A 25,788-nucleotide genomic window follows, 5' to 3' on the forward strand; every position below is an offset into this window, starting at 1 on the left:
CAGGTCGTCGTTGTGATGGGAGATCAGATGGTCGACTGGGCCTTGATCGCCAACCTGGGCACGGCGCTCGGCACGACTCTGCTCGCGGTGGCCACGTTCGCCTCGACCCGGTCGGCCAACCGGGCCGCGCGAACGGCCGAGCGTGCTTTACTCGAAGGTCTGCGTCCTATTCTGTTTCCGTCTCGCTGGTCGGATCCGCCGCAAAAGGTCGGCTTCGCTGACGGAAAATGGATTGTAGTCCCGGGCGGGAGGGTGACAATCGAGTTGACACCAGAGGCCATCTACATCGTGCTCTCGGTGCGCAACGCCGGGCGCGGCGTCGCGGTACTGCACGGTTGGCAGATGCCACTCTTGAGCGATGCGGCGCCCGCCGCGCCCGAAGAGTTCCACCGCCTCACGCGCGACATCTATGTGCCCACCGACGACGCCGGGTTCTGCCAGATCGCGATGCGAGACCGCGGCGCCGAGGATGCGATGCGCATCGCCTCACGTGTGGAGCGCCAGACCTCCTTCTGGATCGACGTGCTCTACGGCGACACGGAGGGCGCCCAGCGCATCATTTCACGGTTCGCTGTCGCCAGGGGACCTGCCGAGAATGGCCATGGCGACGAGTGGGCACTCAGTGTCGCGCGGCACTGGAACCTAGACCTACCTGAGCCCCGCGCCCGGGCCTGATTCTCGTCGGCGTGCCGACCCGCGCGCACCGGTCCGCTCATCGAATCCATGACAAGCTGGAACCGTGATGGAGATGTCAGCAGACGAGTTCCAGCAGCTCGTCACCGAGGAGTTCGAGGCCCTGCCGAACGACATGGTCGACGGCGTCGAGAACGTCGCGTTCATGATCGAGGACCGCCCTGAGGACGGCTCGTTGAACCTGCTCGGCCTGTACAGCGGCATCGACAACACGCGTCGTGGCCAATACGGGTACGGGGAGATGCCGGATCGGATCACCCTGTTCCGCGAACCGCTTTTGTCGATCTGTTCCACCGAACGAGAACTGCGCGATCAGGTGCATGTCACACTCGTGCACGAGATCGGGCACTTCTTCGGCATCGACGACGCGGAACTGCACGCGCTCGGCTGGGGTTGAGCGCGAAACTAGTCTTCGTCGATGTCGGGCTCTACCGGATCGCTGTCCGATGCATCGAAGCGGTAACGCACGTGCAATTCGCCCTGAATCTCGCGGCTGTCGACAGCGACGTAGCGGAACAGCGATTCCATTCCTTCGACGGCCGCGACGGCACTGAGCGATTCGTCGTATTTGCCACGGATCAGCACCCGGCGGTCGCTGCCCCCCGCGAGCGGCCCGTCGATGTACTCGACGATGTACTCCACAGTCGTGCGCTCGGTGTCACTCATGTGATAACCGTAGCGCCGCTCGATCGGAATGGGCCAGAGGCGCGCGTTCTCACGGTGTGCCGTTGAGAATCACGTCAGCGAGAGCCACCGGGTCTTCGCGTCTCACAAACGCAACGAACTGGGCATCCCAGATGTCCCAATACGGATCGAAGCCGCCGTGGTCGCGTTCCAGTGCTCGACGCTTACGCACGTCGTCGTCGGCATTCAGCCATACGGTGACGTCTGCCAGCCGTGCGTTGGCGACGCTCAGCGTGCCACAACCCTCCACGATCAACGGGCTCGACGCATCGACCTGATGCCACTCATCGCCGCGCTCGCGGGTCGCCCAGTCATAACTCTGCCACCGAGCTGGCGATCCTCGCCGAAGTGGTGCAAGCACCTTCGAGCGCAAGTATCGACTGCCCGCATCGAGGCCGCGCCAGCCGGGGTAAAGGTCGTCCATCCGAAGCAGTGTCGGCGCCCGCCCGTCCGGCCATAGGGCGACGAGGGCATCCGCCAGGGTCGACTTGCCCGCACCGGCCGGGCCGTCGATCAACACGATCGGGGCTGCAGCTGTCTGCATTGCGACAGTCTCAAGCACGGCGTCCGGTGCGGCGCCGCCTCGATCGGATGGCACCGTTTCAGCCGAGCACAAAGTTCCAACTTCCGGCAGCAATCGAAACAAGTACTGCGGATGCCGCCACCACGCCGCCGAGGCCGATCACGATCCAATCACGGCCGGCGAACACCGACGGCCGAGCCCAGGTGCGTGCGACCGGCGCATCGAATGCGCGCGCCTCCATCGCCGTCGCAAGCTTGCTGCCCCTGCGGATCGACAGCACCAAGAGCGCGAAGGCAACAGACACCAGCCGACGTAGCCTGCCGCGGTCGGCAATCCCCCGCGCGCGTCGCGCGAGTTCAAGTGCGCGCCAGTCTTCGATGAACAATCCGGCAAGACGCAGGGCTGCCAGCGCTCCGAGCACGAATCGCGCTGGGAGATGAACGATTTGCGCGAGCCCATCCGCCAAGTCCGTCGGATCAATCGTGATGAACAACACGATCGCGGGTATCCCGACAGCGAGGATACGCAGCGTCGTCGCGATGCCGAGCGCGATTGAGCCGTCGCTGACCTGAACAGCCCACCATTGCCAATAAGTCTGCCCGCCCGGCTGGCCGTATAAGACAGTTGTGAGCCCGGCCAACGGTGCAGCGATCAGCAGTGGAAGCGTCCGTATGAACACGGATCGCAGCGGCAGCCTGGCCCAGGCGAGCAGCAGGCACTCCAGCGCCAAGGCGACAGCGGCAGATACCCAGTCGATGGTGAGGATCAGCGTCACACTGATGACGAGCACCGCGGCGAGTTTCGCGACTGGATTCACCTGCGCGAGCCGGCCAATCCTCAGCGGTGAGATCACAGTCATGCCGGTTGCCTCTCACCGACAGCGGCCATTCGCCACCGATATGCGCCTGTCGCCGCAGCGAACTCGGGGTCGTGGCTGACCGCGACGAGCGCGTGACCTTCCGCTTGCAGCTCCCGGAACAGCGCGATCAACTCCCGCCAGGTCGTCGCATCCTGGCCGAACGTCGGCTCATCCAAGATCAGCAGCTGCGGCCGGGTCGCAAGCGCCGTCGCAACCGACAGTCGCCGTTTCTGCCCGCCAGATAGCGTGAACGGGTTCGCGTCCGCCAACTCTGCCAGCCGCAGCCTCGCCAAAAGCTCATCGACGCGTTCGGTGAGCTGCGCGAGTGGCAGGCGCAGCGCGCGAGGCCCGACAGCAAGTTCCTCCCGAACGCTCGAAGCGACAAATTGGTGCTCAGGACTTTGGAAGACGCTGCCGATGCGGGTGAGCAATTCCCGAGAACGCCATCGAACCGGTGTGGCACCTGCTGACCCGGCAAGCCCTTCTGCAGCGGTCAGGGTTCCCGCAAGCGGAGGGATCAGCCCACCAAGCGTCAAGGCGAACGTCGACTTGCCCACTCCGTTCGGCCCGCTGATAACAGTTGTCGTACCGGCCGCGACGGCGAGATCCAGCCCGTGCGCGACGGCGGGTCCGCGCCCCCGCCCGACAGCGACACCGCGCGCCTGAAGCAGCGCCGACGGCGGCTCGGCATCCAACACCGGATGCGCGATCGACACCGGATCGGCCCCCGCCCGCTCGCCGGGCAGCCACACTCCACTCCCGTGCAGTCGCGCCGCCTCCTGGCGCAGCACCGTGTCCGGCGCGCCGTCCGCAAGAATACCGTCTGTGCCAAGCACGATGACACGATCGACGAGCCCTTGCCAGATGTCGACCCGATGCTCGACGACGACCAGGGTTGCACCGGTGGTCTGCAGCACGGCGTCAATGGCGGAGCGTACCTGAAGCACGCCGTCTGGGTCGAGGTTTGCGGTCGGCTCGTCCAGAAGCAACAGCCCGGGGCGCATCGCCACGAGGCCGGCCAGCGCGAGCCGTTGCTTCTGGCCTCCGGAAAGCCCGGCCGTCGGGTGATCCAGCGGCAGGCTCAGGCCGACAGCGCCGAGCGACTCACGCACGCGAGACCAGAGTTCAGCACGCGGCACGCCAAGGTTCTCACAACCGAATGCAACGTCGTCGCCGACGCGCGCCAGCACCACCTGAGAGTCCGGGTCCTGCAAGAGAAGGCCGCTGCGACCGCGCTGACGAGCAGGATCTGCCCCGTCGACTCGCAGAATTCCCTGCTCTTCACCCTCGTCCTCACCGCCGAGCACACCGGCCAGCGCTGCCAGCAGCGTGCTCTTACCCGAACCGGATGCCCCGAGCAGCAGTACCCGCTCGCCCGGTTCGATGCTCAGCTGCACCTCACGTAACGCCCACTCACGACGACCGGCGTGCCGCCAACCCCAGCCAGACGCGCGCACGGATGCCGGCCGGAACGTGTGGCCCGTTGTCATCGTCTGGCCCGCTGTCCGCGAGGCACGATTCATTTCTGCCGCCTAGACCGTGACCCGCGATTCTCGGCCGGCGGCGAATCGGTTCAACGCGCCGGTCTTGGCCAGCGCTTTGACGATCAGCCAGGAACCGAGACCCGCAATCAACAACCCTGAGATCGTGGTGGAGATGGCGTACGTGAGGGCGAAGGAGAACTTCGCGCCCGGATACCAGACCAGCAGATCCAGGATGGACTCGGCGATCCCGGCACCGGCACCGGCCAGCAGCGCGACGAACCAATTCCAGTGCGCGTACAGGAAAACTGCGAAGACAAGCTCCGCACCAAGGCCTTGTACCAGGCCGGAGAGCAGAGTCAATGCTCCCCACTGCGTGACCATGAGTGCCGAGACGGTGGCTGCGACCAGTTCGACGTAGAGCGCCGCGCCCGGTTTGCGCACGATCAGGCCGCCGAGCACGCCTGCGAACAGCCACGGGCCGTTGATGATGCCTTGAAGGCCCGGAAGCGCGGCCTGGATCGGAGCGCCGATCGGGTTGGAGGCCTGATCCCAGGCCCAGAAGATAACGCCCGCCGCAACCGCGATGACGCTGGCTATGACGATGTCGACGACTCGCCAGCGCAGCGATCGCGTGCGCTTCGTCGCCGGTAAGCCGGTTGATTCCGTTGTTGTCTGCACTGTTCGTGCCCCTTAATTCGAAATGAAACGAGGGCACGGGTGTGGGGCCCGCCGGATGACGGAACCCGGAGAGATTGATTGCCTCCCTGCGCTGGCATGACCCAGATCAGGTTCGACGGTCGAAGGTTGAGAACCTTCCTCTCAGCCCGGCTCACCGGACTCCCGTGTTCGCCACCGAGTATAGCGCGAGGCACGGATCCATGCGCCGTTCGCCGTAGGATGAGTCTCGTGCGGATCAAGCCAACGTCGCCGAACAGCCCGAAGGAACCACGATGATCTTCTTTCTGCTCGCCGTCGTCGTGATCGCGTTCCTCGTGATGCTGCGTATCGTGCTGATGAGGTGGCGCAAACAGCGCCGCCAGCATCAGATTCGTGTCGCCGAGGCACGTGCTGCTGCGCAGCGGCGCGGTCTTACTTCGTAATGGCACGTTGATGTCGCTCGCGGCGATGGTCCTGACTCTGGTCAGCGGGATCGCCTGGACGGTCGTCTATGTCGACGCTATCCGAATCGGATTCAAGCGCAGAACCTACGCGATCCCGGCTGCCGCACTCGCGTTGAACCTGGCGTGGGAGCTCAGCAACGCCGTGATGAGCGTGGTCGACGGTGTGCCTGCCCAGGGTGCCGTCAGCATGGTGTGGGGTGCCCTGGACATTGTCATCGTCGTCACCTTCTTCCGCTATGGGCGGGCGGAACTACCGAACTTCGTGACGCGACCCATGTTCATCGGATGGGGCATTCTGATCTTCGCGATCGGATTAGCATGCCAGTGGGTGTTCTTCGCGAAGTTCGGCATCGGCCTGGGCGGCGGGTACACGGCATTCCTGCAGAATGTGCTGATGTCCGGCCTGTTCATTGCGATGTTCGTCGTCCGTCGCGGCGCGCGCGGGCAAAGCTTGACCATCGGCATTGCCAAGTGGCTGGGCACGCTCGCACCAACCGTTCAGTTCGAGCGCCCTACTTCTTCAGCGCCCTGATCACCTTCGACAGGGCGCGGCCCGCGACGCAGACGAACGGGATGCCCACGGCAAGCAACGTGATGACGTTCGGTTCGAAATGCATTCCGTTACGATCCCGTACGTATGCACCGATCGGCACACTGTAACCGCCTCCGCCACCCCCGCTGGCCGCCGTGGCCTCGTCGCCGGAATCGCTTCCCCCGCCGAAACCGAACCCCACAAGGGCGACCGGAACAATCGTCACGCCGTCGAGTTCGACCGGGTCACCGTACACGGACCGCACGCCTGCGTTCCTGACGGTCTCTGCAAGTTGGAGCGTGAGATTAGCCATGTGCCAACGCTACCGGTCTACTAACCTACTTGCCAGCTTCGCGCTGCGCCCGAAGTGCCGAGGTCTCGCCGACGCGACTGCGCGAGACGTTCACGAGCGAGGCTGGCGTAATCGCATCGCCACCGAACCGTGCACTGACCGTGTCGATGGCCCGTTCGGCGTCTCGCCACTCCTCGTCAGGATCCCAGAGGGCTGGCGCGCCGGTGCCGGCGCTCTCCAGCTGCTCGACGCGCACCCCGATCAGCCGAATAGCGGCCCCCGCCGTATCCAACGCGTCGAAAACGGATGCGACCTCTTCGTAAATCCGCCGCCCGACGTTCGTGGGCTCCGCCAGAGTGCGGGAACGGCTGATTGTGCGAAAATCTGCATAACGCAGCTTCAACGCCACGGTGCGGCCGGCCAACCCCGAGCTGCGCAGCCGCTCCCCTGTGCGTGTTGACAAGCGCAACAGCTCACGACGCAATTCGGTCGGGTCGGTCAGGTCGTGCTCGAAGGTGATCTCATGTCCGACACTCTTCTCCCGCGTGAACACCATTACATCGCGTGGGTCGATCCCGTTGGCCAGATCGTGCAGCTTGCGGGCGCCGGCAGCCCCGATGCGTTTCTCCAGTGCCGCGAGCGGAAACTCCGCAATATCGCGCACGGTGCGCAGCCCGAGGGCGGAAAGAGACTCCTGCGTGCTCGGGCCGACGCCCCAGAGCGCCGAGATCGGCAACGGGTGCAGAAAAGCAAGGGTCTCGGCCGGCGGAATCACCAGCAGTCCATTCGGTTTGGCCAGGCCTGAGGCGAGCTTGGCGACGAACTTCGTGCCCGCTGCCCCAACCGAGCACGGCAGCCCGGTGCGTTCCAATACCCGTGCACGCAACCCTGCCGCGATCGTGGCAGGGGATCCGAGCAGTTTGCGGGCACCGGCGACGTCGAGGAACGCCTCGTCGATGCTCACCTGCTCGACGAGTGGCGTCACCTCGTGGAAAAGTTCGATCACCCGGCGTGAATACTCTCGATAGCGTTCCATGTGCGGCGGCAACACCACGGCGTTCGGGCAGAGCCGTAGTGCCTGCCCGACAGGCATGGCGCTACGAACGCCGTAGCGGCGGGCTTCGTAGGTCGCGCTTGTGACGACGGAGCGCCCGCTGGAGTGGGCGACGATCGCCGGCTTGCCACGCAATTCTGGATGGTCCAACAATTCCACGGCCGCGAAGAAAGCGTCCATATCGACATGCAGAATCGTGGCATCGGTGTCGTCGACGGCGGCGAGCGAAACCTGCCGCTGACTGCCATCCGCGCGCCCCATCGTCCTAGTCTTGCATCTGCCGGTGACAGTGGGCCGAACCGGTAACGTTGACAGCATGAACTTTCGTTACCTCGGCAATAGCGGCTTCAAGATCTCAGAGATTATTTACGGAAACTGGCTGACCCACGGCTCGCAGATCGAGAACGACACGGCAACCCAGTGCGTGCGCGCAGCACTCGACGCCGGCATCACCACCTTCGACACCGCCGATGCCTATGCGAACACGGCCGCCGAGGTTGTGCTGGGCGATGCTCTCAAGTCAGAGCGTCGCGCGTCCCTTGAAATCTTCACGAAGGTCTATTGGCCGACGGGGCCGAAGGGCCACAACGACACCGGTCTGTCGCGCAAGCACATCCTGGAATCGATCGACGGTTCGCTCGCGAGGCTCGGCACGGACTACGTCGACCTCTATCAGGCGCACCGCTACGACTACGAGACGCCGATCGAAGAGACTATGCAGGCATTCGCCGATGTCGTGCGTGCCGGCAAGGCACTGTACATCGGAGTCTCGGAGTGGAACGCTGATCAGCTGCGTGCCGGTCACGCCCTGGCCAAGCAGCTCGGCTTCCAGCTGATTTCCAATCAGCCGCAATACTCGATGCTCTGGCGAGTCATCGAACCTGAGGTCGTGCCGACCTCGCAGGAGCTCGGCATCTCCCAAATCGTCTGGTCCCCAATGGCCCAGGGGGTCCTGACGGGCAAGTATCTGCCCGGTCAGCCTGCTCCGGCCGGTTCGCGTGCAACGGATGCGCACGGCGGTGCCAGCGCGATCAAGGACTTCCTCACACAGGAGATTCTCACCTCCGTGCAGAACCTTCGCCCGATCGCCGATGAGCTGGGAATCACGATGGCGCAGTTGGCGATTGCCTGGGTGCTCTCGAATGACAACGTCGCGGCTGCGATCGTCGGTGCGTCGCGACCGGAGCAGGTGGCCTCGAACGTGCAGGCATCCGGGGTCAGGTTGGATGCTGCGGTGCTCGCACGCATCGACGACGCGATCGGCGCGCTGGTGGTCGACGACCCTGCCGAGACGGTGTCACCGGAGCGCCGGGTGGCCTAACCGGGTTCGCTTACACCAGCGCCTCGACGAACGGCCGGAACCACGCGCGGAAGGACGCGGAATCTTCGCGGAGGCTCTGGCTGGCAACGACCGAGTTAGGGCCAACGATCCAGGCTCCAGGCTCGGCCAGGGGTAGCACAGCGATATCGAGCCGAAAATAGCCGGCCTGCCTGCGCAGTTCGTGTTCGCGGTCGCGCACGATGTCGACAATGTCGGCCGCGCGTGTGGCATGTTGTTGCAGGCTGGTGCGAGCGTATTCGTCATGTCGAGCACTCGTCCAGGCGAGCGCCGTGTCGTAGTGCCGAATGATCAGATCCTGCAATTCCAACTGCCGATCGAATTCTGCGAAGTGCGGCGGACGCAAACCCGTGATCAAAGGTCGCAATTCACGGCGAACGATGGTGTGCCACCATTGCTCCCACTGCAACTGCAATGCCTCGCGATCCACGGGAGCGAGCATCGCCGGAGCGCTGAGGGCGACCCCGCCCGCCGCATGCCGCACGAGTTGCGCTGGCGGAATGACGCGCGGGATCGCAGGCGACGTGTTGTTGTCCAATTCGCCCAGATCGCGCAGGCTCAGCGCCATCAGCAGGTCCCACGGGCAATCCTCCGTGACCTGCCATCGAAGGGTGCCCTCGACGAACATGTTCTCAGCATAGAATCGCCTGCGGCGGCCCGCTAGAGTGGGCCTGCCATGCCCTCAACTGACCCCACTCCAGCGAATCTGCCCCTGGGCCGCCGTTCGATCGACATCGCGTTCATCGTCGTGTTCAGCGCCTTCACAATCACGTCGTTGATCAGCGATCTGTTGCCCACGATCGGCGTTGACTTCGCGCATCCGTCTGCGAATTTCTTCGTGAATTCGAACTGGTGGTACGCGCACGACACGGATCCGCTATTCATGACTCCTCCCTCATGGATGCGCATCGTGACGGGGCTGTCTGCTTTCGCCTACATGCCCTTCTACATCGTGCTCGTGGTCTCGCTGATCCGCGGCTGGAACTGGATCCAGCTGCCGAGTGTCATCTACGCGACGATGATCGTGTCGATCACCGGCATCATCGTGTTCGGCGTCGAGTTCTTCGGCGAGCCGCAATGGGTCACTCCGAATCCGGTCAAGTTCCTGGCATTCAACCTGCCATACGTTCTGTTGCCGCTGGTGCTCTTGATCCGGATGCGCAAACCCCTACCGTTCACCCGACGCTTCTGAGCAGCCGACGGAGCGTGATCCGTTCGAGCAGGCTCCAGGTCGTGGTCGTCACCAGGTACAGTCCCGCGGCAAGCGGTACGAATGCTGCGAACACAACCGTGACGAACGGCAGATACGACAGGATGCGCGTCGCGCGAGTCGCGGGGGTGCCCGCGGCCGCCCCGTCCGCGGTCACCGCCGGATGAACGGACAGCACCGTGCGCGTGACCGCAGTTGTCACAGCGATCACGCCCAGCAGCACCACGAACACGGCGATGCCGGGCCAGAGCGCCTGGCCGGCGCCCAGCAGGTGAACGAAACTCGTGCCAAGCGGTACGCCGAACAGCTGCTGCGTTAGAAGCGTGTTGGAGTGGCCGTCGATGCTCGAATACAGAAACAACGCGTAAACGAGCGAGAGCACCGGCGCCTGCACCAGAAGCGGAAGGCATCCGGTGAGTGGCGAGGTCTTCTCCCGCGCGTACAAGGCCAGGGTCTGCTCCTGCAGCTTCTTCTTGTCCCGGCCGTAGATGCGCTGCAGTTCGGCCAGTTGCGGGGCCAGTCGATTGCGGCTGAATTCGGCGCGCGCCTGCGACACGCCGACGGGGACGAGTGCGGTACGCACAAGCAGGGTGAACACCACGACTGCGAGCGCAGCGGCCGCGGTGCCTGCTATGGGCTGAAGAGCGCCTCCGAGCGCGCTCACAAACTGATACACCGCGTCGAGAATGCTCGCCACGGGTCCTGAAGCATAGATGTTCATGCGAAGGTGTCCTTGCTGTCATACGGATAGGTGAAGCCGTATGGCCGCCTGAGCGCGCGACATCAGCGTTCGGCTTGCTGCCGAAGAGACCAGAGTCTCGGTGTGCTAGGCGACCGTCAGCGAGGCAGCCGGTGCTCGCGGGCGCGCATGGCCTTCAGCATCCGGATCACTGCGCGCGAGCAGAACCGCAATATCCGTCGATTCACGCTGCACCCGCAGCGGCGTCAACAACACGAAAGACGCACTCAGGGCCGTCAGATGCCGCACCGTCAGCGCAAGTGCGAGTGTTGTCAGCCCGATGACTCCGAGCAGCGCCACGGCCGCAGTTGGGCCGGTGCTCATTCCGAGCAGGTCGACGCCGGCGACGAACCACCGCGCGAGCAGCTCAAGCACCTGAACCATGCCACACAAGATATCACCGCCGGGCCTGCGCAGAGTAGGACCACACAGAGCACGCCCACACAGAGCACGCCCACACAGAGCACGCCCACACAGAGCAAGATGGACGCATGACACGAATAGCGATCATCGGCGCGCACGGGCCCGGGCTCCGGTGTCGAACGCCAACGAAACCATAACAGGCGGGAACAGAACGGATCGAGCGCGCGTTGCGGTACGCACACGCAATGGCGTCACGACTCGCGCCTCAGCTCGCGAGTGACACCTCAGAAGCGGGAGCACAACGACATGACCGATGACACGACGATCGACTGGCGAGAACTTCAGCGAACGGCACACCGCACGTTCGGCATGCGTATAGCGAGCGTGACCGACTGGTCGGCACCGACGCCCGACGAGTTGTGGAACGTGCGCGAACTGGTGGCGCACGTGATCGACGAGCAGCGTTGGGCTCCTCTCCTCCTTGCCGGACGGACCGCCGGTGAGGCCCGTGCCCGACTCCAACCTCTCGGCGATGACCTGGCAGCAGAGTGGGCCGCATCGTCTGCCGCCGCCACTGAAACGTGGGAGCACGTCGATCTCGATTCACCGGTTCGTCTATCGTCTGACACCGTGCCCGCACTTCAGTACCTCAGCGAACAAGTAGCGGATGTGATCGTGCACACCTGGGACCTGGCGAGGGCGACGGGAACGGACGACCGGCTCGAGGCGGCACTCGTTGAGGCGGCGTGGACGGTGTTCGAACCGCAAAAGGACACGCTTGAGGCCAGCGGCCTCTTCGCCTCCGCTGTGCCGATCGGCGAAGACGCACCGCTGCAATCCCGCCTTCTGGCGCTCACCGGGCGAGACGACCGCGATGGCTCCTGAGACGACCGAACAGAGACGATCGTAGGCTGAGACAATGACGACTTACGCTGACCGCCCGTGGCTCGCGCACTACGCCCCGGATGTTCCCCACGACATTCCCGCACAGACCGGTTCGCTGTCGCACCTAATCGACACTGCGGTCGCAGACTACCCAGGACACGTCGCGTTGGAATTCTTCGGCGCCACCACGACGTATTCCGAACTCGGCGATCGAATCGCCCGCGTTGCGCACAGCCTGCACAAACTTGGCGTGCGCAAAGGTGACCGGGTGGCGATCGTGCTGCCGAACTGCCCGCAACACGTGGTCGCGTTTTACGCGATACTGCGACTTGGCGCCGTCGTAGTCGAACACAACCCGCTCTACACGCCGCGCGAACTGAGGCATCAGTTCGAAGACCACGGCGCACAGGTTGCGATCGTCTGGAACAAGGCAGCCGCAGCGGTGCAAGAGCTCCCGCGCGACCTCGGCGTCACCACCGTCATCACCGTCGATCTCACGCGCGCGATGCCGATCTCCAAGCGGATGGCGTTGAAATTGCCCGTGTCGGCTGCGCGTACCGCGCGCAAGAAGCTCACCGTACCGGCTCCGCGAGGCACGATCGCGTGGGAGAAAATGCTCGCGACTCGCCGGATCAAGCGCACGCACGCCCGCCCGGAACTCGATGACCTCGCCCTCATCCAATACACGAGCGGAACAACCGGGGCGCCAAAGGGTGTCATGCTCAGCCACGGCAATCTGCTGGCGAATGCGGCGCAGGCGCGCGCTTGGGTGCCCGCAATCGAGCGCGGGAGCACGGTCGTGTATGCCGTGCTTCCACTCTTTCATGCCTATGGTCTGACGCTGAGCCTGACCTTCGCAATGAGCATGGGTGCGCGGCTCGTGCTGTTTCCCGCCTTCGACCCTGACCTCGTCTTAGCCGTCATCAAGAAGCGCCCACCCACATTCCTTCCGGCCGTACCCCCGATCTATCAGCGACTCGTTGCTGCGGCGAAGGAGCGAAAAGTGTCCTTGGCCGGCATTCAGATCGCCATCTCGGGTGCGATGAATCTGCCGGCGAGCATAGTGGAGCTCTGGGAGAAGGAAACCGGGGGCTACCTGGTCGAAGGTTACGGATTGTCAGAGTGCTCCCCCGTGCTGATGGCGAACCCCGTCGGCAGCAGCCGCCGCGACGGAACGGTGGGTTTGGCCTTACCCAGCACACAACTTCGCGTCGTCGACCCCGATAACGTGTCTGTCGATCGCCCGTTCGGCGAATCCGGCGAGTTGCTTGCACGTGGGCCACAGGTCTTCTCCGGTTATTGGCAGAAACCCGCCGAGACGGCGAAGGCTTTGACGGCAGACGACTGGTTCCGCACCGGCGATATCGTCGCAATGGACTCAGACGGGTTCGTCAGCATCATCGACCGGATCAAGGAGCTGATCATCACCGGCGGATTCAACGTCTCGCCAACCGAGGTAGAAGACTGCCTCCGGGGCGGACAGGGCATCGCAGACGTCGCCGTCGTGGGCATCCCTCACGAGCGCGGCGGGGAGGACGTCGTTGCCGCGGTGGTCATGCAGCCGGGTGCCTCGTTCGACGAGGATGCGATCCGTGCGTTTGCGCGCGAGAACCTCACGGCATACAAGGTTCCGCGGCACGTGGTGCAGGTCGAGGAGTTACCAAAGTCGATGATCGGCAAGGTGCTACGCAAGCAGGTGCGCGACGCGCTTCTTGCCGAACACGGGAACTGACCATGTCGCACTCGTATGTCGACACCTTTCGGCAACTTGTTCCGCGCCATCTCGGCCGGGCCTGGAGCGAAGCCGACGGAATCCCCGCGGCCGAATTAGCGCGACTGCTGAAGCCGCATCCGTTCGCGGTGCCGCGGGCGCTGCGGGCGTTCTACGAGGCCGTCGGCCGTTGCGACGAACTGATGGAGGCGCGCAACTTCTTCTGGGACCCCGACGAACTCGAACTCGATGGCGGCTACCTGCTCTTCCTCGACGAGGCGAGCGAGGCAGCCAACTGGGGATTCCCCGTCGACAGCCTCGACGACATCGACCCGATCGTGTGGCAGCGCGTCAACATCGATCCACCCGTGTGGAGCAGCGAGAAAGCACTGTTCAGCATGTTCGTCGAGGACATGTTCGATTGGGCTTTCGACGACGACGCACGGTAACGCCAGGTTCGATAACCGCCGACGCAGAACAATTTAAACGGAGTAGGCTGCTTTTAAGTTGCCTCGTGGGACCAGCAGACGACGACTCTCCGAGCCGTGCAGACGCCCGCCTGGCCTACGAGGAGGTTTCCACATGACGTCAACGGTGTCACTCCGAGAGCCGGTAGCGCCGCCGCCCGGAATGTCCCCGTCGGTGGTTCGTAAGGGCAACATTCTGGTCAATTGGATGACGTCGACGGATCATAAGACGATCGGGTACATGTATCTGGTCACGTCGTTCGTGTATTTCTGCATCGGCGGCGTGATGGCGTTGATCATGCGGGCGCAACTGTTCGAGCCGGGCCTCCAAGTGGTACAGACCCGCGAGCAATACAACCAACTCTTCACCATGCACGGCACGATCATGCTGCTGATGTTCGCCACACCGTTGTTCGCCGGCTTCGCCAATGTGATCATGCCGTTGCAGATCGGGGCGCCGGATGTGGCGTTCCCGCGGTTGAATGCGTTCGCGTACTGGTTGTACAACTTCGGCAGTTTGATCGCGGTGGCGGGGTTTTTGACGCCGCAGGGTGCTGCGTCGTTTGGTTGGTTCGCGTATCAACCGTTGGCCTCGACGACGTTCTCGCCGGGGTTGGGCGGGAATATGTGGTTCCTCGGATTGGGTATCAGCGGGTTCGGCACGATTCTGGGTGCGGTGAACTTCATCACCACGATCGTGACCCTGCGCGCGCCCGGGATGACCATGTTCCGCATGCCGATCTTCACCTGGAACGCGCTCATCACCTCCATCATCATTCTGATGGCCTTCCCAGTGCTGGCCGCGGCGATCTTCGGTGCCGCCGCCGATCGGGTGTTCGGGGCGCATATCTTCGATGCAGCCAACGGCGGAGCTCTGCTCTGGCAACATATGTTCTGGTTCTTCGGCCATCCGGAGGTCTACATCATCGCCCTGCCGTTCTTCGGCATCGTCACAGAGGTGTTCCCTGTCTTCAGTCGAAAACCGGTGTTCGGCTACAAGACTCTCGTTTACGCGACCATTGCGATCGCATCCTTGTCCGTCACGGTCTGGGCCCACCACATGTACGCGACCGGGGCTGTGTTGTTGCCGTTCTTCTCGCTGATGTCGATGTTGATCGCGGTGCCGACCGGGGTGAAGATCTTCAACTGGGTCGGCACCATGTTCCGGGGATCTCTGACCTTTGAGACCCCGATGCTCTGGGCGATCGGGTTCCTGGTGACATTCACGTTCGGTGGTCTGACCGGGGTGATCCTGGCCTCCCCGCCGCTGGACTTCCACGTCACAGACACGTACTTCGTGGTGGCGCACTTCCACTACGTCGTGTTCGGCACGGTCGTGTTCGCGATGTTCAGCGGGTTCTACTTCTGGTGGCCGAAGTGGACCGGCAAGATGCTGAACGAGCGGCTCGGCAAGTGGCACTTCTGGATGTTGTTCATCGGCTTCCAGACCACGTTCCTGATCCAGCACTGGCTGGGCGTAATCGGAATGCCGCGCCGCTACTACACCTACCTGCCGACCGATGGGTTCACCTGGCTGAACCAGGTCTCCACCATCGGCGCCGCGATCCTGGGGATGTCGATGATCCCGTTCTTCTTGAACGTGTACATTACCTCGCGATACGCCCCGAAGGTGACCGTCGATGACCCGTGGGGCAACGGCCGTTCGTTGGAGTGGGCGACCAGTTGCCCGCCGCCTCGGCATAACTTCACGTCGATTCCGCGCATCCGTAGTGAGTCGCCCGCGTTCGACCTGCACCATCCCGAAGCCGGGCGGCGGTTCAGCGTTCCCGCCGGCATCGGCAGCGACGGCGATAGCGACCAACGATGAGTCAACGACACCAGCTGGCCATGACACTCGAGGAGGCAGCCCGGATCAGTGCCCAGTGTGATACCGGCGCGCTCGACACCACGCTTCCCGGTACCCAGAAGCTGATCGACGAGGCCCACCGCGTGCAACTCGACGCCCATCTGTGGGGCGCCCCACGGCACGACAGCCGACGCAAGAGCGTGCGCAGGGTCATCGTGATCGGCTGGCTGTTCGTCGCCACATCCCTCGGTGGGTTCGCTCTGTCGTTCGCGCTGGCCTCTGTGACCTGACCGGCCGGTGGCAGAGCATCTGAGCCGGATACAGGTCGAGGGGCAGCGGCGCACACACAAGCCTGTCATCGAGCCCACAGTACGCGGCGCGGCGCGGCGCGGCGCGGCGCGGGCACCGGGTGGCGCGTGACACGATCAGCAGGTGACATCATCCTCATTCGATGACGCAGACAAGGGTCGCTCGCGATTGCGTGTGATTACGATGGCCGTCGTCGGGATCGTCGTTGCATACGCCGTCGGATCGACAACGTCATGGTGGAACGCGCCCGTCGCCGGCTGGGCTGCGGCTTGCCTGGTGTTCATCGTCTGGATCTGGCTGGTTATCGGGCGACTTGATTCTGTGCAAACCCGCATCCACACAACCCGCGAAGATCCAGGACGAGAGATCAGCGAACTGCTGATCCTGCTGGCCAGCATCGGCAGCCTCGGGGCAGTCGCTGTGCTGCTCATCCACGCGACGTCGGTGCACTCCGTCGCCCGAGTGACCTTGGCCAGTCTTGCCGTCGCAAGCGTGGCCCTGTCCTGGACCCTGATACACACGCTCTACACCCTGCGCTATGCGCGCGTCTATTACACAGAACCCGAAGGGGGCATCGACTTCAACTCGCCGGACGAGGACCCGCGATTCGTCGACTTCGCCTACCTGGCGTTCGATCTCGGCATGACCTACCAAGTGTCCGACACCAGCTTGCGCACCTCGCAGCTGCGCGCGATCGTACTGCGACACACGCTGCTCTCTTACATCTTCGGCACCGTCGTGCTAGCGACAACGATCAACCTCGTAGTCGGCCTCGGTGGCTGAACACGCGCTGCTGCTACTCGGCGACAGCCAGTCGCGCGAGGCGTCGTCGGGCCGCGAGCTCACCCTGGGTCTGCGGGCCGAGCAGTGAACCCGCGCGGCGCAACGCGAACCCGGTAGCAGCGACAACGGGCAGGCGCACAGGACCGAGTCGCGCCTCATGCAACCCGAGCATGTCCCGGAAGCGCGGCTCCAAGCTGCAGACGGCACCTGCGAAGAGAACCCGGTAAGAGGGCTTCAGCACCGTGCGCAGCGGCGGGCGTCGCACGAAACGCACCACGTCGTCCACCCTGGAATCGCGGCGCAGCTCACCGGCATCCGCAAATGCGTGCAGCTGCGCTTTCAATTCGGCGACGCTGTGCGGCGGATGCGCAACGCCCATCATCTCACCGGCTTTCGCCCACTCCTGCACATAGCGATCGCCACCACCGGGGATCGGTGCGCCCCACAGTTCGTGGGTCGACAGAAACGCATCGGTGAACGCGACGTGCACCCACGATGACAGCTCGGGGTCGTTGGCCGCGTAACGACGTTCGCGACCGTGGCCGTCGACGTAGCCGCCCACGATGCGTTCGTGCAGACGTTTGACCCAGTCAGAGCCTGCGACCGCCTGGGTCGTGTCACCGTAGCTGACCGTGAAGATCCAGCGGATGGTTCCTGCCAGGCGCGCGAGCGGGTTCTTCTGGTAGTCGGACCAGTCGTGCACGCCAGCGAGCGCACCCGGGTGCAGCGATTGCATCAGCAGCGCACGGATGCCCGCGACGAGGGTCGGCATGCCGCCATGCACTGCCCAGACGGCCGACCCGGGGCCGAAGTAGCCGGCGTCCGTGCCGGCTTCGAACGCGGTGATCCAGTCCGGAACTCCGGTGCGCTGGCCGGAGAGGGTCTCCTGAAGGCGGGCGCGAATCGGCTCGGTGAGCGCGCTCATCCTGCCGCCTGCTGCGCGGGCCGCCGACCACGCAGATGACGGATCAGAATCGCCAGGGCGCGCCAGCCGACCAAGAGCATGCCAAGCACGACGATCGCAACGATGATGAACGCTAACGCCGTGCCCTGCCCGCTTACGACCCGCAACAACATCCCGATGATGACAGTCGACACCCAGACCACGAGCCCCGTACGCACCACCTCGAGCGGGCTGTGCCATGCACCGCGGGTGAGCAGCCCGGCGATCAACCACCCGACGAGCGCTCCGCCGAGGAAGGGCCAGGCCGTCTGTGCAAGACCGGCGACGCTCAGCGCCTCGGCATGACTGCTGCGCCCGGTCGCGACGAATACAAACACCGCGACGACATCGATCGCGGCCGCCAACCACACGACGGATGCGCGCGCACTCCTGTTGCCGCCACGCACGCCTTTCGTGACCGCCGCGCTCGAAGTCTCCATGAGACCAGTCTAGGCAGCGTCAACCGGCCTCAGGAGACACGCGCGGCGGCGGTGACCCGCTACAGCGACGAGGACTTGTTCTGCGCTTTCGCCTTCTTGTCTGCGCGTTTTTCCTTCAGCGTCTTCGACGCCGCCGTCTTTGCTGAGGACTTCTTGGGCGATTTGTCCGACATGGTGGACTCCCTCGGATAGGGAGCCTGAACGGCTCCGTATTCGTAACACTACGCGAACCGCGGAGTGCCCAATCGACATTTCGAGGACTTATTGTGAACCGACTATTGTTGCGCACGCTCCAACACGAGTTCGCGCACCCGCGCTGCATCCGCTTGACCGCGCATCGCCTTCATGACTGCGCCGATCACAGCACCGGCAGCCTGCACCTTGCCGTCCCGGATCTTTGCAAGCACGTCGGGTTGAGCGGCCAGCGCGGTGTCGATCGCCGCAATCAGCGCGTTATCGTCGGACACGACCGCGAGCCCGCGCGCGTCAACGACCTGCTGCGGTGTGCCCTCCCCCGCGATGACTCCCTCGAGCACCTGCCGGGCCAAACGGTCGGTGAGAGTGCCCGCGTCGACCAAGGCAGCGAGCTGTGCCACGTGCTCCGGCGTGACCAGTGATGATGCGTCGACACCTTGCGCGTTGGCGAGCCGGGCGATCTCGCCGGTCCACCACTTGCGTGCGGATGCCGGACTCGCCCCGGCCGCGACCGTTGCCTCGACGGTGTCCAGCAGGTCGGCGTTGACGACGTCTTGCAGTTCGAGCGCGGTGAAGCCCCACTCGGCCTGCAGCCGCTTGCGGCGTGCAGCGGGAGGTTCCGGCAGCGTTGCGCGCAACTCTTCGACCCATTGGCGGCTCGGTGCGACCGGCACCAGATCGGGCTCGGGAAAGTAGCGGTAGTCGTCGGCGTCGGACTTCGGCCGACCGGCCGAGGTCGTGCCGGTGTCTTCGTGCCAGTGCCGCGTTTCCTGCGTGATTGTGCCACCGGCGTCCAGAACGGCAGCCTGGCGTTGAATCTCATACCGCACAGCACGCTCGACCGAGCGCAACGAGTTCACATTCTTCGTCTCCGTCCGGGTGCCGAGCAGCCCGCTGCCCCGCGGCCGCAGGGACACATTCGCATCGCAGCGCACGTTGCCCTCCTCCATTCGCGCGTTGGAGACGCCGAGGGCCTTGGCGATCTCACGGATTGCGGCGACGTACGTGCGACCGATCTCCGGTGCATCGGCTTCTGCGCCCTCGATCATGCGCGTGACGATTTCAACCAATGGCACCCCGCCACGGTTGTAATCCACGAGCGAATACTCGGCGCCCTGGATGCGACCGGTCGCGCCGCCGACGTGCGTGAGCTTGCCCGCGTCATCCTCCATGTGGGCACGCTCAATGGGGATGGTGACCTCGCGGCCACTCTCCAGCTCGATCGTCACAGCCCCCTCGAACGCGATCGGCTCGTCGTACTGAGAGGTCTGAAAGTTCTTCGCCGTGTCCGGGTAGAAATAGTTCTTGCGGGCAAACCGTGAGTACTCGGCGATCTCGCAGCCGAGGGCCAGCCCGAGACGAATGCTCGACTCGATCGCCTTCTTGTTTACTTGAGGCAAGCCGCCGGGCAACCCGAGGCAGGTGGGGCATGTGTTGGTGTTCGCCCCCTGACCGAATTCGTTCGCACAGCCGCAGAACATCTTCGTCTTGGTGTTCAGCTCGACGTGCACCTCGAAACCGAGCACCGGCTCGTACTTGGCCAGTGCCTCGTCGAAGTCCATCAACGCGACTGTCGCGCCGGATTTGCCTGGCATCACGCCGCCCCTTCTTCGTTTGCGAATGCTACGTGCCGTCCACGCACCGCCGTTGCAGACAGCTCGGGTGCCCGCGCGAGCATGGGGTGGCCCCATTCGGCCTCGAGCAGTTGTTCGAGCGCAGCACCGATCGTGTAGAGCCGGGCGTCTGCCCGGGCTGGCGCCATCAGCTGCATGCCGACCGGCAACCCGTCCTCCGCGGCGAGGCCGATCGGAAGGCCCATGCCGGGCACGCCGGCGAGATTCGCGGGAATCGTGGTGACGTCATTGAGATACATGGCCAGCGGGTCTTCGAGCTTTTCGCCGAATTTGAAGGCGGTGGTCGGCGCGCTCGGCGACACCAAGACATCCGCCTTGCCGAAGGCATCGTTGAAATCACGTTGAATCAGGGTGCGCACCTTCTGCGCGCTGCCGTAATAGGCGTCGTAATAGCCTGCGCTCAGTGCGTACGTGCCGAGGATGATACGACGCTTCACCTCCGGCCCGAATCCGGCGTCACGGGTCGCCGACATCACCCGTTCTGTCGTGATCGGGCCGCTAGCCGGGTCGACGCGAATTCCGAACCGCACAGAGTCGAAGCGGGCCAGGTTGCTGGATGCCTCTGCGGGCAAGATGAGGTAGTACGCAGCAATCGCATACTCGAAGCTCGGAGCGCTCACCTCGACGATCTCAGCGCCCGCAGACGCCATCAGTGCAAGTGCTTCATCGAAGCGCTGCTTGACACCCGCCTGGAACCCGTCACCGCTGCCGGCGATCTCCTTCACAACGCCGACACGAATGCCCTTCAACGCTCCCCCGGCGAGCCCCACCCTGGCGGCTGCTGCCATCGAGGTCCACTCATCGGGCAACGACGTGGAGTCCAGCGGGTCGTGACCACCGATGACGTCATGCAGAAGCGCCGCATCAAGGACGCTCCGGCTGACCGGCCCGACCTGGTCGAGCGAGGAGGCAAGGGCGATCGCACCGTAGCGGCTGACACCTCCGTAGGTCGGCTTCACGCCGACAGAGCCGGTAACCGCCGCCGGTTGCCGAATCGAACCACCCGTGTCGCTGCCGAGTGCCAACGGCGCCTCAAACGAAGCCACAGCAGCGGCAGAGCCACCGCCGGATCCGCCTGGAATCCGTTCAAGATCCCACGGGTTGCGGGTGGGACCGTATGCCGAGTGCTCCGTGGAGGACCCCATGGCGAACTCGTCCATGTTTGTCTTACCCAGCGGCACCAGGTCGGCGTCACGCAGCCTTCTGACCACAGTCGCGTCGTATGGCGGCAGCCAACCCTCCAGAATCTTGGATCCCGACGTCGTCGGCATGTCGATGGTGGCCAGAACGTCCTTGATCGCGATCGGCACTCCGGCCAGCGGTCCGAGCTCCTCGCCGGCCGCTCGCCGTTCGTCGACACGTGCCGCCGTCGCGAGCGCCGCATTGGCCGCGATGTGCAAAAATGCGTGGACGTCGGTGTCGACGGCAGCGATGCGTTCGAGGTGGGCACGCGTAGCCTCGACGCTTGACACCTCACCAGCAGCCAGCTTTTCGGCGAGGTCCGCGGCAGTCAATCGAATCAGATCGGTCACGTGGCTACTCCTCTTCCAAAATCGGGGCCACTCTAAACTTGTCGCCATAGCGATCGGGGGCACCGGACAGCGCTTGCTCGACGGTCAGGCACGGCACGACGACGTCGTCGCGGAACACGTTCGCCAACGGCATCGGATGGCTGGTGGCCGGAACGCCATCCCCAGCAACCGCACTCACCTGTGCGACAGCCTCGACAATCTGCCCCAACTCCGTGGTGAGGCTCGCAATCTCGTCCTCACTGAGGTCGATCCTCGCCAGGTTTGCCAGGTGTCGCACCTGGTCTGTGCTGATTTCAGGCATGCGTCTCCATCGTGGTAATCAGGGGTTTGCCCCTCAATTGTATTCGGGAGTTGCGGCAGGCCAGTTTCCGCAGTTGCGGCGGTAAGGTCAGGGCCGCGTCGTCAGCGCACCTTCACCCATGCCGACGAGAGCGAGATTTCGCAGCGACTGGGTTCCAAGTGCGAAGTAGCCGTTGTGGCCGAGCGCGGGCAGCAGAATGTGACCATCGACCGGGTCAATGCCGGCACCGACATTGATCCGGTGCGCCCCGAAGGCGCTGCTGCCCGGATCAGGCCCGAAGTATCCGATTCCTGCAATCGGATCGAACGCAGCAGAGCCGACGTAAACGTTGCCGCCCTTCACGTCCAGATCCACGACGGACGCCGCTGGGCTGCCGGGTGATCCGACCACAGCAAGGGCGTCGACACCGACCGTGCCCGTGGAAAGCGCGAGTAGGGCGGTCGTCGAACCGTATGAGTGTGCCAAGACGCTCAGGTACGGCTGGTGCCCGCTTCGGAGCGCGCGGATGCCCGCGAGCAACTGGTCGAGTTCCTGGGCACCGGCCTGAGCGTCGTGTGCGCTGAGCACGGTGCCGAGGTCCGGAGTCTTGTAACCGATCCACGCGACCGTCGCAACGGTGCGCGACGGAGTGCCGAGGCGTCGCAGCCAGGCTCGTTGCTCGTCATAGACCGCCTGCGCTGTCGAAGCCCAGTCGACAAGCTGGCCTTCGACCGTGTACGACATGCCCGGCACCAGAACACTCACCGCATCGGCCCGATCAAGGTCCCCGATCACAATGGCCGCACGGGCGCTGCCGGTCGGGTCGAAGGTAACGAGGGAGCGCTTCGGGCCGCCGGGCTCGGAGCGCAGTGCCGCGTTGATGCTGCGAAGGCCGGCAAGCTCGACCGTCTGCGCCGTTGTGATCGCAGCGGGGTGATCATTCGCTTTGCCGGAGAGTGACGTCAACCGAGAAGTCAGCTGCGCCCGGTTGACTTTGTCGCGCACGCTGACCGGAAGCCCATCCAGATTTCCCAGCACGGATGCCGCGTCTCGCGACAGCAACCCCCGCTCCACCCCAGACAACCCGGCCCACCAATCGACGACGCCGCGCGCGCTCCCAACGGACGAGAGGGTGCGTTCGATCGCGGACCGGTTCTGCTCCACGTAGGAGGAGACTTTTGTGGGTTTCAGCTGCGAAATCGTATCGAGCATTGCCGGAACGCGGTCGCTGACGCTGACTGCGGGCGCGTCAACGCTCGTCGTCGCCGCCGCGGGTGAGACATCATGGAGGATCGGCAAGCCAGCACCGACACCCAATGACCACACCGAGGCGATCGTTGTGAGAGCGACCACAACGCGCACCCGCACCGCCCCCCTCTAGCGAAACGTGTACAGGCTGTCTTTCGGGTCGACAGATGAACAGCCCTCATGATATCGCGAACCACCGAACGGTCCGCAGTTCAGGCGATCGCGCCGACCCGCGTGCCTCAGCCCGCGATCTTATCATCGTCGGGTCAAATTGCGTCGGGGCCACCCTCGACGAGCCGTCTGAACTGGTCGGCATCGAGGATCCGCACCCCGAGTTGCTCCGCCTTCGTCAACTTCGAACCGGCACCGGGCCCTGCTGCGACGAAGTCCGTATTCTTGGAAACGCTGGACGCCGCTTTGCCTCCCGCTGCGACGATCGCCTCCTGCGCACCTTCGCGGGTGAAACCTTCCAGCGTGCCCGTTGCGACGACGGTGAGGCCCGCGAGCACCCCGCCCGCCGCAGCCGCGGCGCCGGGCCCTGGGTGTCCCGGGGTCGCGAATTGCACTCCGGCGGCAGCCCAGCGGTCGACGATCTCGCGATGCCAGTCGAGCGTGAACCATTCGAGCAGTGCGTCTGCGATGATCTCACCGACGCCATCGACCTGGGCGAGTTCGTCTCGGGTTGCGCCGCGAATGGCGTCGAGCGAGCCGAAATAGTCGGCGAGAGCGCGGGCGGCCACCGGGCCGACATGCCGAATGTTCAGCGCAACCAGGATGCGCGCAAGCGGGCGTGTTTTCGCGTTCTCCAGGTTGGTGAGCAGTTCGTGCGCGTTCTTCGACGGAACGTAGTCTTCGTCACCGTCGAATTCCTCGGCTGCTGGATCGAATGCCGGGTCTGCGCCCTTGCCGGATTTCTTGCGCAGGCGACGGAACGGCGCATCCTCTTTCGGGTTGCCGTCCTCCCCCAGCTTCTCCAGCCCCGTTTCGTTGTCGCGCACGATGACGCGAATTGGAAACAGGTCCTGCAGACGCAACTCGAACAACCCGGCCTCGGTCGGCAGTGGGGGGCGTGCGGGCTTCAGCGGTTGCGTGAGCGCGGCGGCGGCGACTTCACCCAGGGCCTCGATGTCGAGGGCGCTGCGTCCACCCGCGTGCGCGACTCGACCGCGCACTTGCGCAGGGCATCCGCGCGTGTTCGGGCATCGGAGGTCGACGTCGCCCTCCTTCGCTGGGGCGAGGCGCGTGCCGCACTCGGGGCAGAACTCCGGCATCACGAATTCTCGTTCTGTGCCGTCCCGCAGTTCGACGACTGGCCCCAGAATTTCGGGAATGACATCGCCCGCCTTACGCAAAACGACGGTGTCGCCGATCAGAACGCCCTTGGCCTTCACAACGTCCTGGTTGTGCAGCGTCGCCTGGCGCACCTCGCTACCGGCGACGCGCACCTTCTGCATGACGGCGAACGGTGTTACCCGCCCTGTGCGACCGACGCTGACCACGATGTCGAGCAGTTTCGTATTGACCTGCTCCGGCGGGTATTTGTAGGCGATGGCCCAGCGCGGCGCACGACTGGTTGCGCCGAGTTCAGCATGCAGCGCCAGTTCGTCGACCTTGACGACGATGCCGTCGATCTCATGCTCGACGCTGCCGCGGTTCTCGCCGAAGTATCTGATGAATTCGGCGGCGCCCTCCTTCGTCGGCTTGACCCGGAAGTGCGAACTCGTCGGCAGTCCCCAAGTCTTCAGCAGCCCGTACACTTCCGACTGGCTGCTCACAGGCGGGTTTTCCCATGCCCCGATGCCGTGCACGAGCATGGAGAGCGTCGTCAGCCTGCGGTACATCCGGTCCAGGGCTGCCGGACTCTTGTTCTCGCGCACCTGGCGCAGGCTGCCCGACGCGGCGTTGCGCGGGTTCGCGAAGATTCGCTCGCCTTCTTCTGCCTGCATCGCGTTCAACCGGCGGAATGTCTCGACCTCGAAGTACACCTCACCGCGCACCTCGACCAACGGCGGATGCCCTGTGCCGGTCAGCCGCTGCGGGATGCTTTTCACGTAGCGGATGTTGTCGGTCACGTCTTCACCGACGACCCCGTCGCCGCGCGTGGCGGCCGTGACGAGCACGCCGTTCTCGTAGCGCAGGTTGATGGCCAGCCCGTCGATCTTGAGCTCGCAGAGGTAGTCGACGTGTCGACCGGCGTCGCGCTCGACTTTGGCAGCCCAGGCGTCGAATTCGTCAATCGAGAACACATTGTCGAGGCTCAGCATCCGCTCCGCATGCGTCACAGGAGCGAACAGAGTCGTCTCGGCGCGCCCGCCCACCGTCTGCGTCGGCGAGTCCTGACTCTGCAGTTCGGGGAACAGCCGCTCCAGCTCTTGCAGCTGACGCATGAAGCCGTCGTACTCCTCGTCGGAGTACACGGAGGCGTCTTTCTCGTAGTAGGCGTCGCGAGCCCCTAGGATGCGCGTCGTCAGGTCGCCCGCCTGCGACGATGCTTCTTCGAGGGTCAGGTCTTCTGTTGCCTTCTGGGCCGTTGCCTGCTGTGCCGCTGCCTTTTGGACCGTTGCCTTCTCTGCCACGGACTCAGCATAATCAGTGCCGCCGACATTGAGGCCACTGCCATGAACACTTCCATGAACACTGCCATGAACACTGCTATGAACG

At 64.4% G+C, this 25,788-nt stretch carries 29 protein-coding genes; 12 read left to right on the forward strand and 17 right to left on the reverse strand.

Features of this window, described 5'->3' with window-relative positions; translation table 11 throughout:
- Positions 1–27: 27 nt before the first annotated feature.
- A complete protein-coding gene (locus QU604_RS12275) occupies positions 28–675 on the forward strand; it encodes a hypothetical protein (protein ID WP_308464915.1) in 648 nt (215 codons plus the stop codon).
- A gap of 67 nt (positions 676–742) precedes the next feature.
- Entirely contained in the window at positions 743–1,090 is a 348-nt protein-coding gene (locus QU604_RS12280) for a metallopeptidase family protein (protein WP_308468915.1), read from the forward strand.
- 8 nt (positions 1,091–1,098) lie between these two features.
- Here QU604_RS12280 and QU604_RS12285 read toward each other — a convergent pair whose 3' ends face one another.
- Genes QU604_RS12285 through QU604_RS12305 form a run of 5 tightly spaced genes read right to left on the reverse strand, consistent with a single transcriptional unit; the run spans position 1,099 to position 4,921 of the window.
- Entirely contained in the window at positions 1,099–1,359 is a 261-nt protein-coding gene (locus QU604_RS12285) for a hypothetical protein (protein WP_308464916.1), read from the reverse strand.
- A 49-nt stretch (positions 1,360–1,408) separates the two neighbouring features.
- Entirely contained in the window at positions 1,409–1,975 is a 567-nt protein-coding gene (locus QU604_RS12290; RefSeq protein ID WP_308464917.1) for a nucleoside/nucleotide kinase family protein, read from the reverse strand.
- Positions 1,976–1,979: 4 nt separating this feature from the next.
- Positions 1,980–2,759: an energy-coupling factor transporter transmembrane component T family protein gene (locus tag QU604_RS12295; RefSeq protein ID WP_308464918.1), complete on the reverse strand. Its 780-nt coding sequence runs from the start codon at positions 2,757–2,759 to the stop codon at positions 1,980–1,982.
- The gene (locus QU604_RS12300; protein WP_308464919.1) at positions 2,756–4,282 is read right to left on the reverse strand and encodes an ABC transporter ATP-binding protein; all 1,527 of its coding nucleotides are present in this window, start codon (positions 4,280–4,282) and stop codon (positions 2,756–2,758) included. Before QU604_RS12300 ends, QU604_RS12295 begins: the two co-directional genes overlap by 4 nt.
- Positions 4,283–4,291: 9 nt before the next feature.
- On the reverse strand, positions 4,292–4,921 hold the full coding sequence (locus tag QU604_RS12305; RefSeq protein ID WP_308464920.1) for an ECF transporter S component: 630 nt from the start codon (positions 4,919–4,921) through the stop codon (positions 4,292–4,294).
- Positions 4,922–5,193: 272 nt separating this feature from the next.
- Here QU604_RS12305 and QU604_RS12310 point away from each other — a divergent pair, with 272 nt between their 5' ends.
- Together QU604_RS12310 and QU604_RS12315 are read left to right on the forward strand one after the other, a co-directional pair.
- Positions 5,194–5,343 (forward strand): hypothetical protein, encoded by a 150-nt coding sequence (locus tag QU604_RS12310; protein ID WP_308464921.1) that lies wholly within the window; start codon positions 5,194–5,196, stop codon positions 5,341–5,343.
- Positions 5,294–5,896: a transmembrane-type terpene cyclase gene (locus tag QU604_RS12315; protein ID WP_308464922.1), complete on the forward strand. Its 603-nt coding sequence runs from the start codon at positions 5,294–5,296 to the stop codon at positions 5,894–5,896. Before QU604_RS12310 ends, QU604_RS12315 begins: the two co-directional genes overlap by 50 nt.
- Here the strand turns inward: QU604_RS12315 and QU604_RS12320 are convergent.
- Positions 5,877–6,209, reverse strand: coding sequence for a spore germination protein GerW family protein (locus QU604_RS12320; protein WP_308464923.1), 333 nt, complete (start codon positions 6,207–6,209; stop codon positions 5,877–5,879). The two genes, QU604_RS12315 and QU604_RS12320, sit on opposite strands and share 20 nt — an antisense overlap.
- 25 nt (positions 6,210–6,234) lie before the next feature.
- Positions 6,235–7,503, reverse strand: a complete 1,269-nt coding sequence (gene dinB / locus QU604_RS12325) for a DNA polymerase IV (protein ID WP_308464924.1) — start codon at positions 7,501–7,503, stop codon at positions 6,235–6,237.
- Between the two features lie 55 nt (positions 7,504–7,558).
- Between dinB and QU604_RS12330 the strand changes: the two genes are divergently transcribed.
- The gene (locus QU604_RS12330) at positions 7,559–8,563 is read left to right on the forward strand and encodes an aldo/keto reductase family protein (RefSeq protein ID WP_308464925.1); all 1,005 of its coding nucleotides are present in this window, start codon (positions 7,559–7,561) and stop codon (positions 8,561–8,563) included.
- 10 nt (positions 8,564–8,573) lie between these two features.
- Here the strand turns inward: QU604_RS12330 and QU604_RS12335 are convergent, their stop codons facing one another.
- Positions 8,574–9,209, reverse strand: coding sequence for a hypothetical protein (locus QU604_RS12335; protein WP_308464926.1), 636 nt, complete (start codon positions 9,207–9,209; stop codon positions 8,574–8,576).
- Positions 9,210–9,257: 48 nt separating this feature from the next.
- On the opposite strand from QU604_RS12335, the gene QU604_RS12340 reads away from it, so the two are divergent.
- Positions 9,258–9,773, forward strand: a complete 516-nt coding sequence (locus tag QU604_RS12340) for an EXPERA domain-containing protein (protein WP_308464927.1) — start codon at positions 9,258–9,260, stop codon at positions 9,771–9,773.
- Here QU604_RS12340 and QU604_RS12345 read toward each other — a convergent pair.
- Complete coding sequence (locus QU604_RS12345) at positions 9,757–10,512, reverse strand: YidC/Oxa1 family membrane protein insertase (protein WP_308464928.1); 756 nt, start codon at positions 10,510–10,512, stop codon at positions 9,757–9,759. The genes QU604_RS12340 and QU604_RS12345 overlap by 17 nt on opposite strands.
- Before the next feature lie 105 nt (positions 10,513–10,617).
- Positions 10,618–10,914 carry a DUF6412 domain-containing protein gene (locus QU604_RS12350; RefSeq protein WP_308464929.1) on the reverse strand — a complete coding sequence of 99 codons (297 nt, stop codon included), beginning with the start codon at positions 10,912–10,914 and terminating at the stop codon, positions 10,618–10,620.
- Positions 10,915–11,199: 285 nt separating this feature from the next.
- Between QU604_RS12350 and QU604_RS12355 the strand changes: the two genes are divergently transcribed.
- The 6 genes from QU604_RS12355 (at position 11,200) to QU604_RS12380 (ending at position 16,855) form a co-directional block, all read left to right on the forward strand.
- A complete protein-coding gene (locus QU604_RS12355; protein ID WP_308464930.1) occupies positions 11,200–11,778 on the forward strand; it encodes a TIGR03086 family metal-binding protein in 579 nt (192 codons plus the stop codon).
- Positions 11,779–11,812: 34 nt separating this feature from the next.
- Positions 11,813–13,510 carry a long-chain-fatty-acid--CoA ligase gene (locus tag QU604_RS12360; protein WP_308464931.1) on the forward strand — a complete coding sequence of 566 codons (1,698 nt, stop codon included), beginning with the start codon at positions 11,813–11,815 and terminating at the stop codon, positions 13,508–13,510.
- Between the two features lie 2 nt (positions 13,511–13,512).
- Positions 13,513–13,938: a hypothetical protein gene (locus tag QU604_RS12365; protein ID WP_308464932.1), complete on the forward strand. Its 426-nt coding sequence runs from the start codon at positions 13,513–13,515 to the stop codon at positions 13,936–13,938.
- Between the two features lie 133 nt (positions 13,939–14,071).
- Positions 14,072–15,784 carry an aa3-type cytochrome oxidase subunit I gene (ctaD, locus tag QU604_RS12370; RefSeq protein ID WP_409349963.1) on the forward strand — a complete coding sequence of 571 codons (1,713 nt, stop codon included), beginning with the start codon at positions 14,072–14,074 and terminating at the stop codon, positions 15,782–15,784.
- A complete protein-coding gene (locus tag QU604_RS12375) occupies positions 15,781–16,053 on the forward strand; it encodes a hypothetical protein (protein ID WP_308464933.1) in 273 nt (90 codons plus the stop codon). The genes ctaD and QU604_RS12375 overlap by 4 nt, the downstream gene beginning before the upstream one ends.
- A gap of 142 nt (positions 16,054–16,195) precedes the next feature.
- Positions 16,196–16,855, forward strand: a complete 660-nt coding sequence (locus QU604_RS12380) for a DUF1345 domain-containing protein (protein ID WP_308464934.1) — start codon at positions 16,196–16,198, stop codon at positions 16,853–16,855.
- Positions 16,856–16,868: 13 nt separating this feature from the next.
- Here QU604_RS12380 and QU604_RS12385 read toward each other — a convergent pair whose 3' ends face one another.
- The 7 genes from QU604_RS12385 to ligA all read right to left on the reverse strand — a co-directional run bounded on the left by QU604_RS12385 (position 16,869) and on the right by ligA (position 25,703).
- A complete protein-coding gene (locus QU604_RS12385; RefSeq protein ID WP_308464935.1) occupies positions 16,869–17,780 on the reverse strand; it encodes an oxygenase MpaB family protein in 912 nt (303 codons plus the stop codon).
- Positions 17,777–18,238: a DUF3054 domain-containing protein gene (locus QU604_RS12390; protein ID WP_308464936.1), complete on the reverse strand. Its 462-nt coding sequence runs from the start codon at positions 18,236–18,238 to the stop codon at positions 17,777–17,779. Before QU604_RS12390 ends, QU604_RS12385 begins: the two co-directional genes overlap by 4 nt.
- A 275-nt stretch (positions 18,239–18,513) precedes the next feature.
- The gene (gene gatB, locus QU604_RS12395) at positions 18,514–20,028 is read right to left on the reverse strand and encodes an Asp-tRNA(Asn)/Glu-tRNA(Gln) amidotransferase subunit GatB (protein ID WP_308464937.1); all 1,515 of its coding nucleotides are present in this window, start codon (positions 20,026–20,028) and stop codon (positions 18,514–18,516) included.
- Complete coding sequence (gene gatA, locus QU604_RS12400) at positions 20,028–21,599, reverse strand: Asp-tRNA(Asn)/Glu-tRNA(Gln) amidotransferase subunit GatA (RefSeq protein WP_308464938.1); 1,572 nt, start codon at positions 21,597–21,599, stop codon at positions 20,028–20,030. The genes gatB and gatA overlap by 1 nt, the downstream gene beginning before the upstream one ends.
- Positions 21,600–21,603: 4 nt before the next feature.
- On the reverse strand, positions 21,604–21,900 hold the full coding sequence (gene gatC, locus QU604_RS12405) for an Asp-tRNA(Asn)/Glu-tRNA(Gln) amidotransferase subunit GatC (RefSeq protein ID WP_308464939.1): 297 nt from the start codon (positions 21,898–21,900) through the stop codon (positions 21,604–21,606).
- A gap of 87 nt (positions 21,901–21,987) precedes the next feature.
- The gene (locus QU604_RS12410) at positions 21,988–23,232 is read right to left on the reverse strand and encodes an alpha/beta hydrolase (RefSeq protein WP_308464940.1); all 1,245 of its coding nucleotides are present in this window, start codon (positions 23,230–23,232) and stop codon (positions 21,988–21,990) included.
- 161 nt (positions 23,233–23,393) lie between these two features.
- Positions 23,394–25,703 (reverse strand): NAD-dependent DNA ligase LigA, encoded by a 2,310-nt coding sequence (ligA, locus tag QU604_RS12415; protein ID WP_409349964.1) that lies wholly within the window; start codon positions 25,701–25,703, stop codon positions 23,394–23,396.
- Positions 25,704–25,788 lie beyond the last annotated feature (85 nt).

Origin of the sequence: Rathayibacter sp. SW19 (assembly GCF_030866825.1) — a bacterium.
GTDB classification, from domain to species: Bacteria; Actinomycetota; Actinomycetes; order Actinomycetales; family Microbacteriaceae; genus Rathayibacter_A; species Rathayibacter_A soli.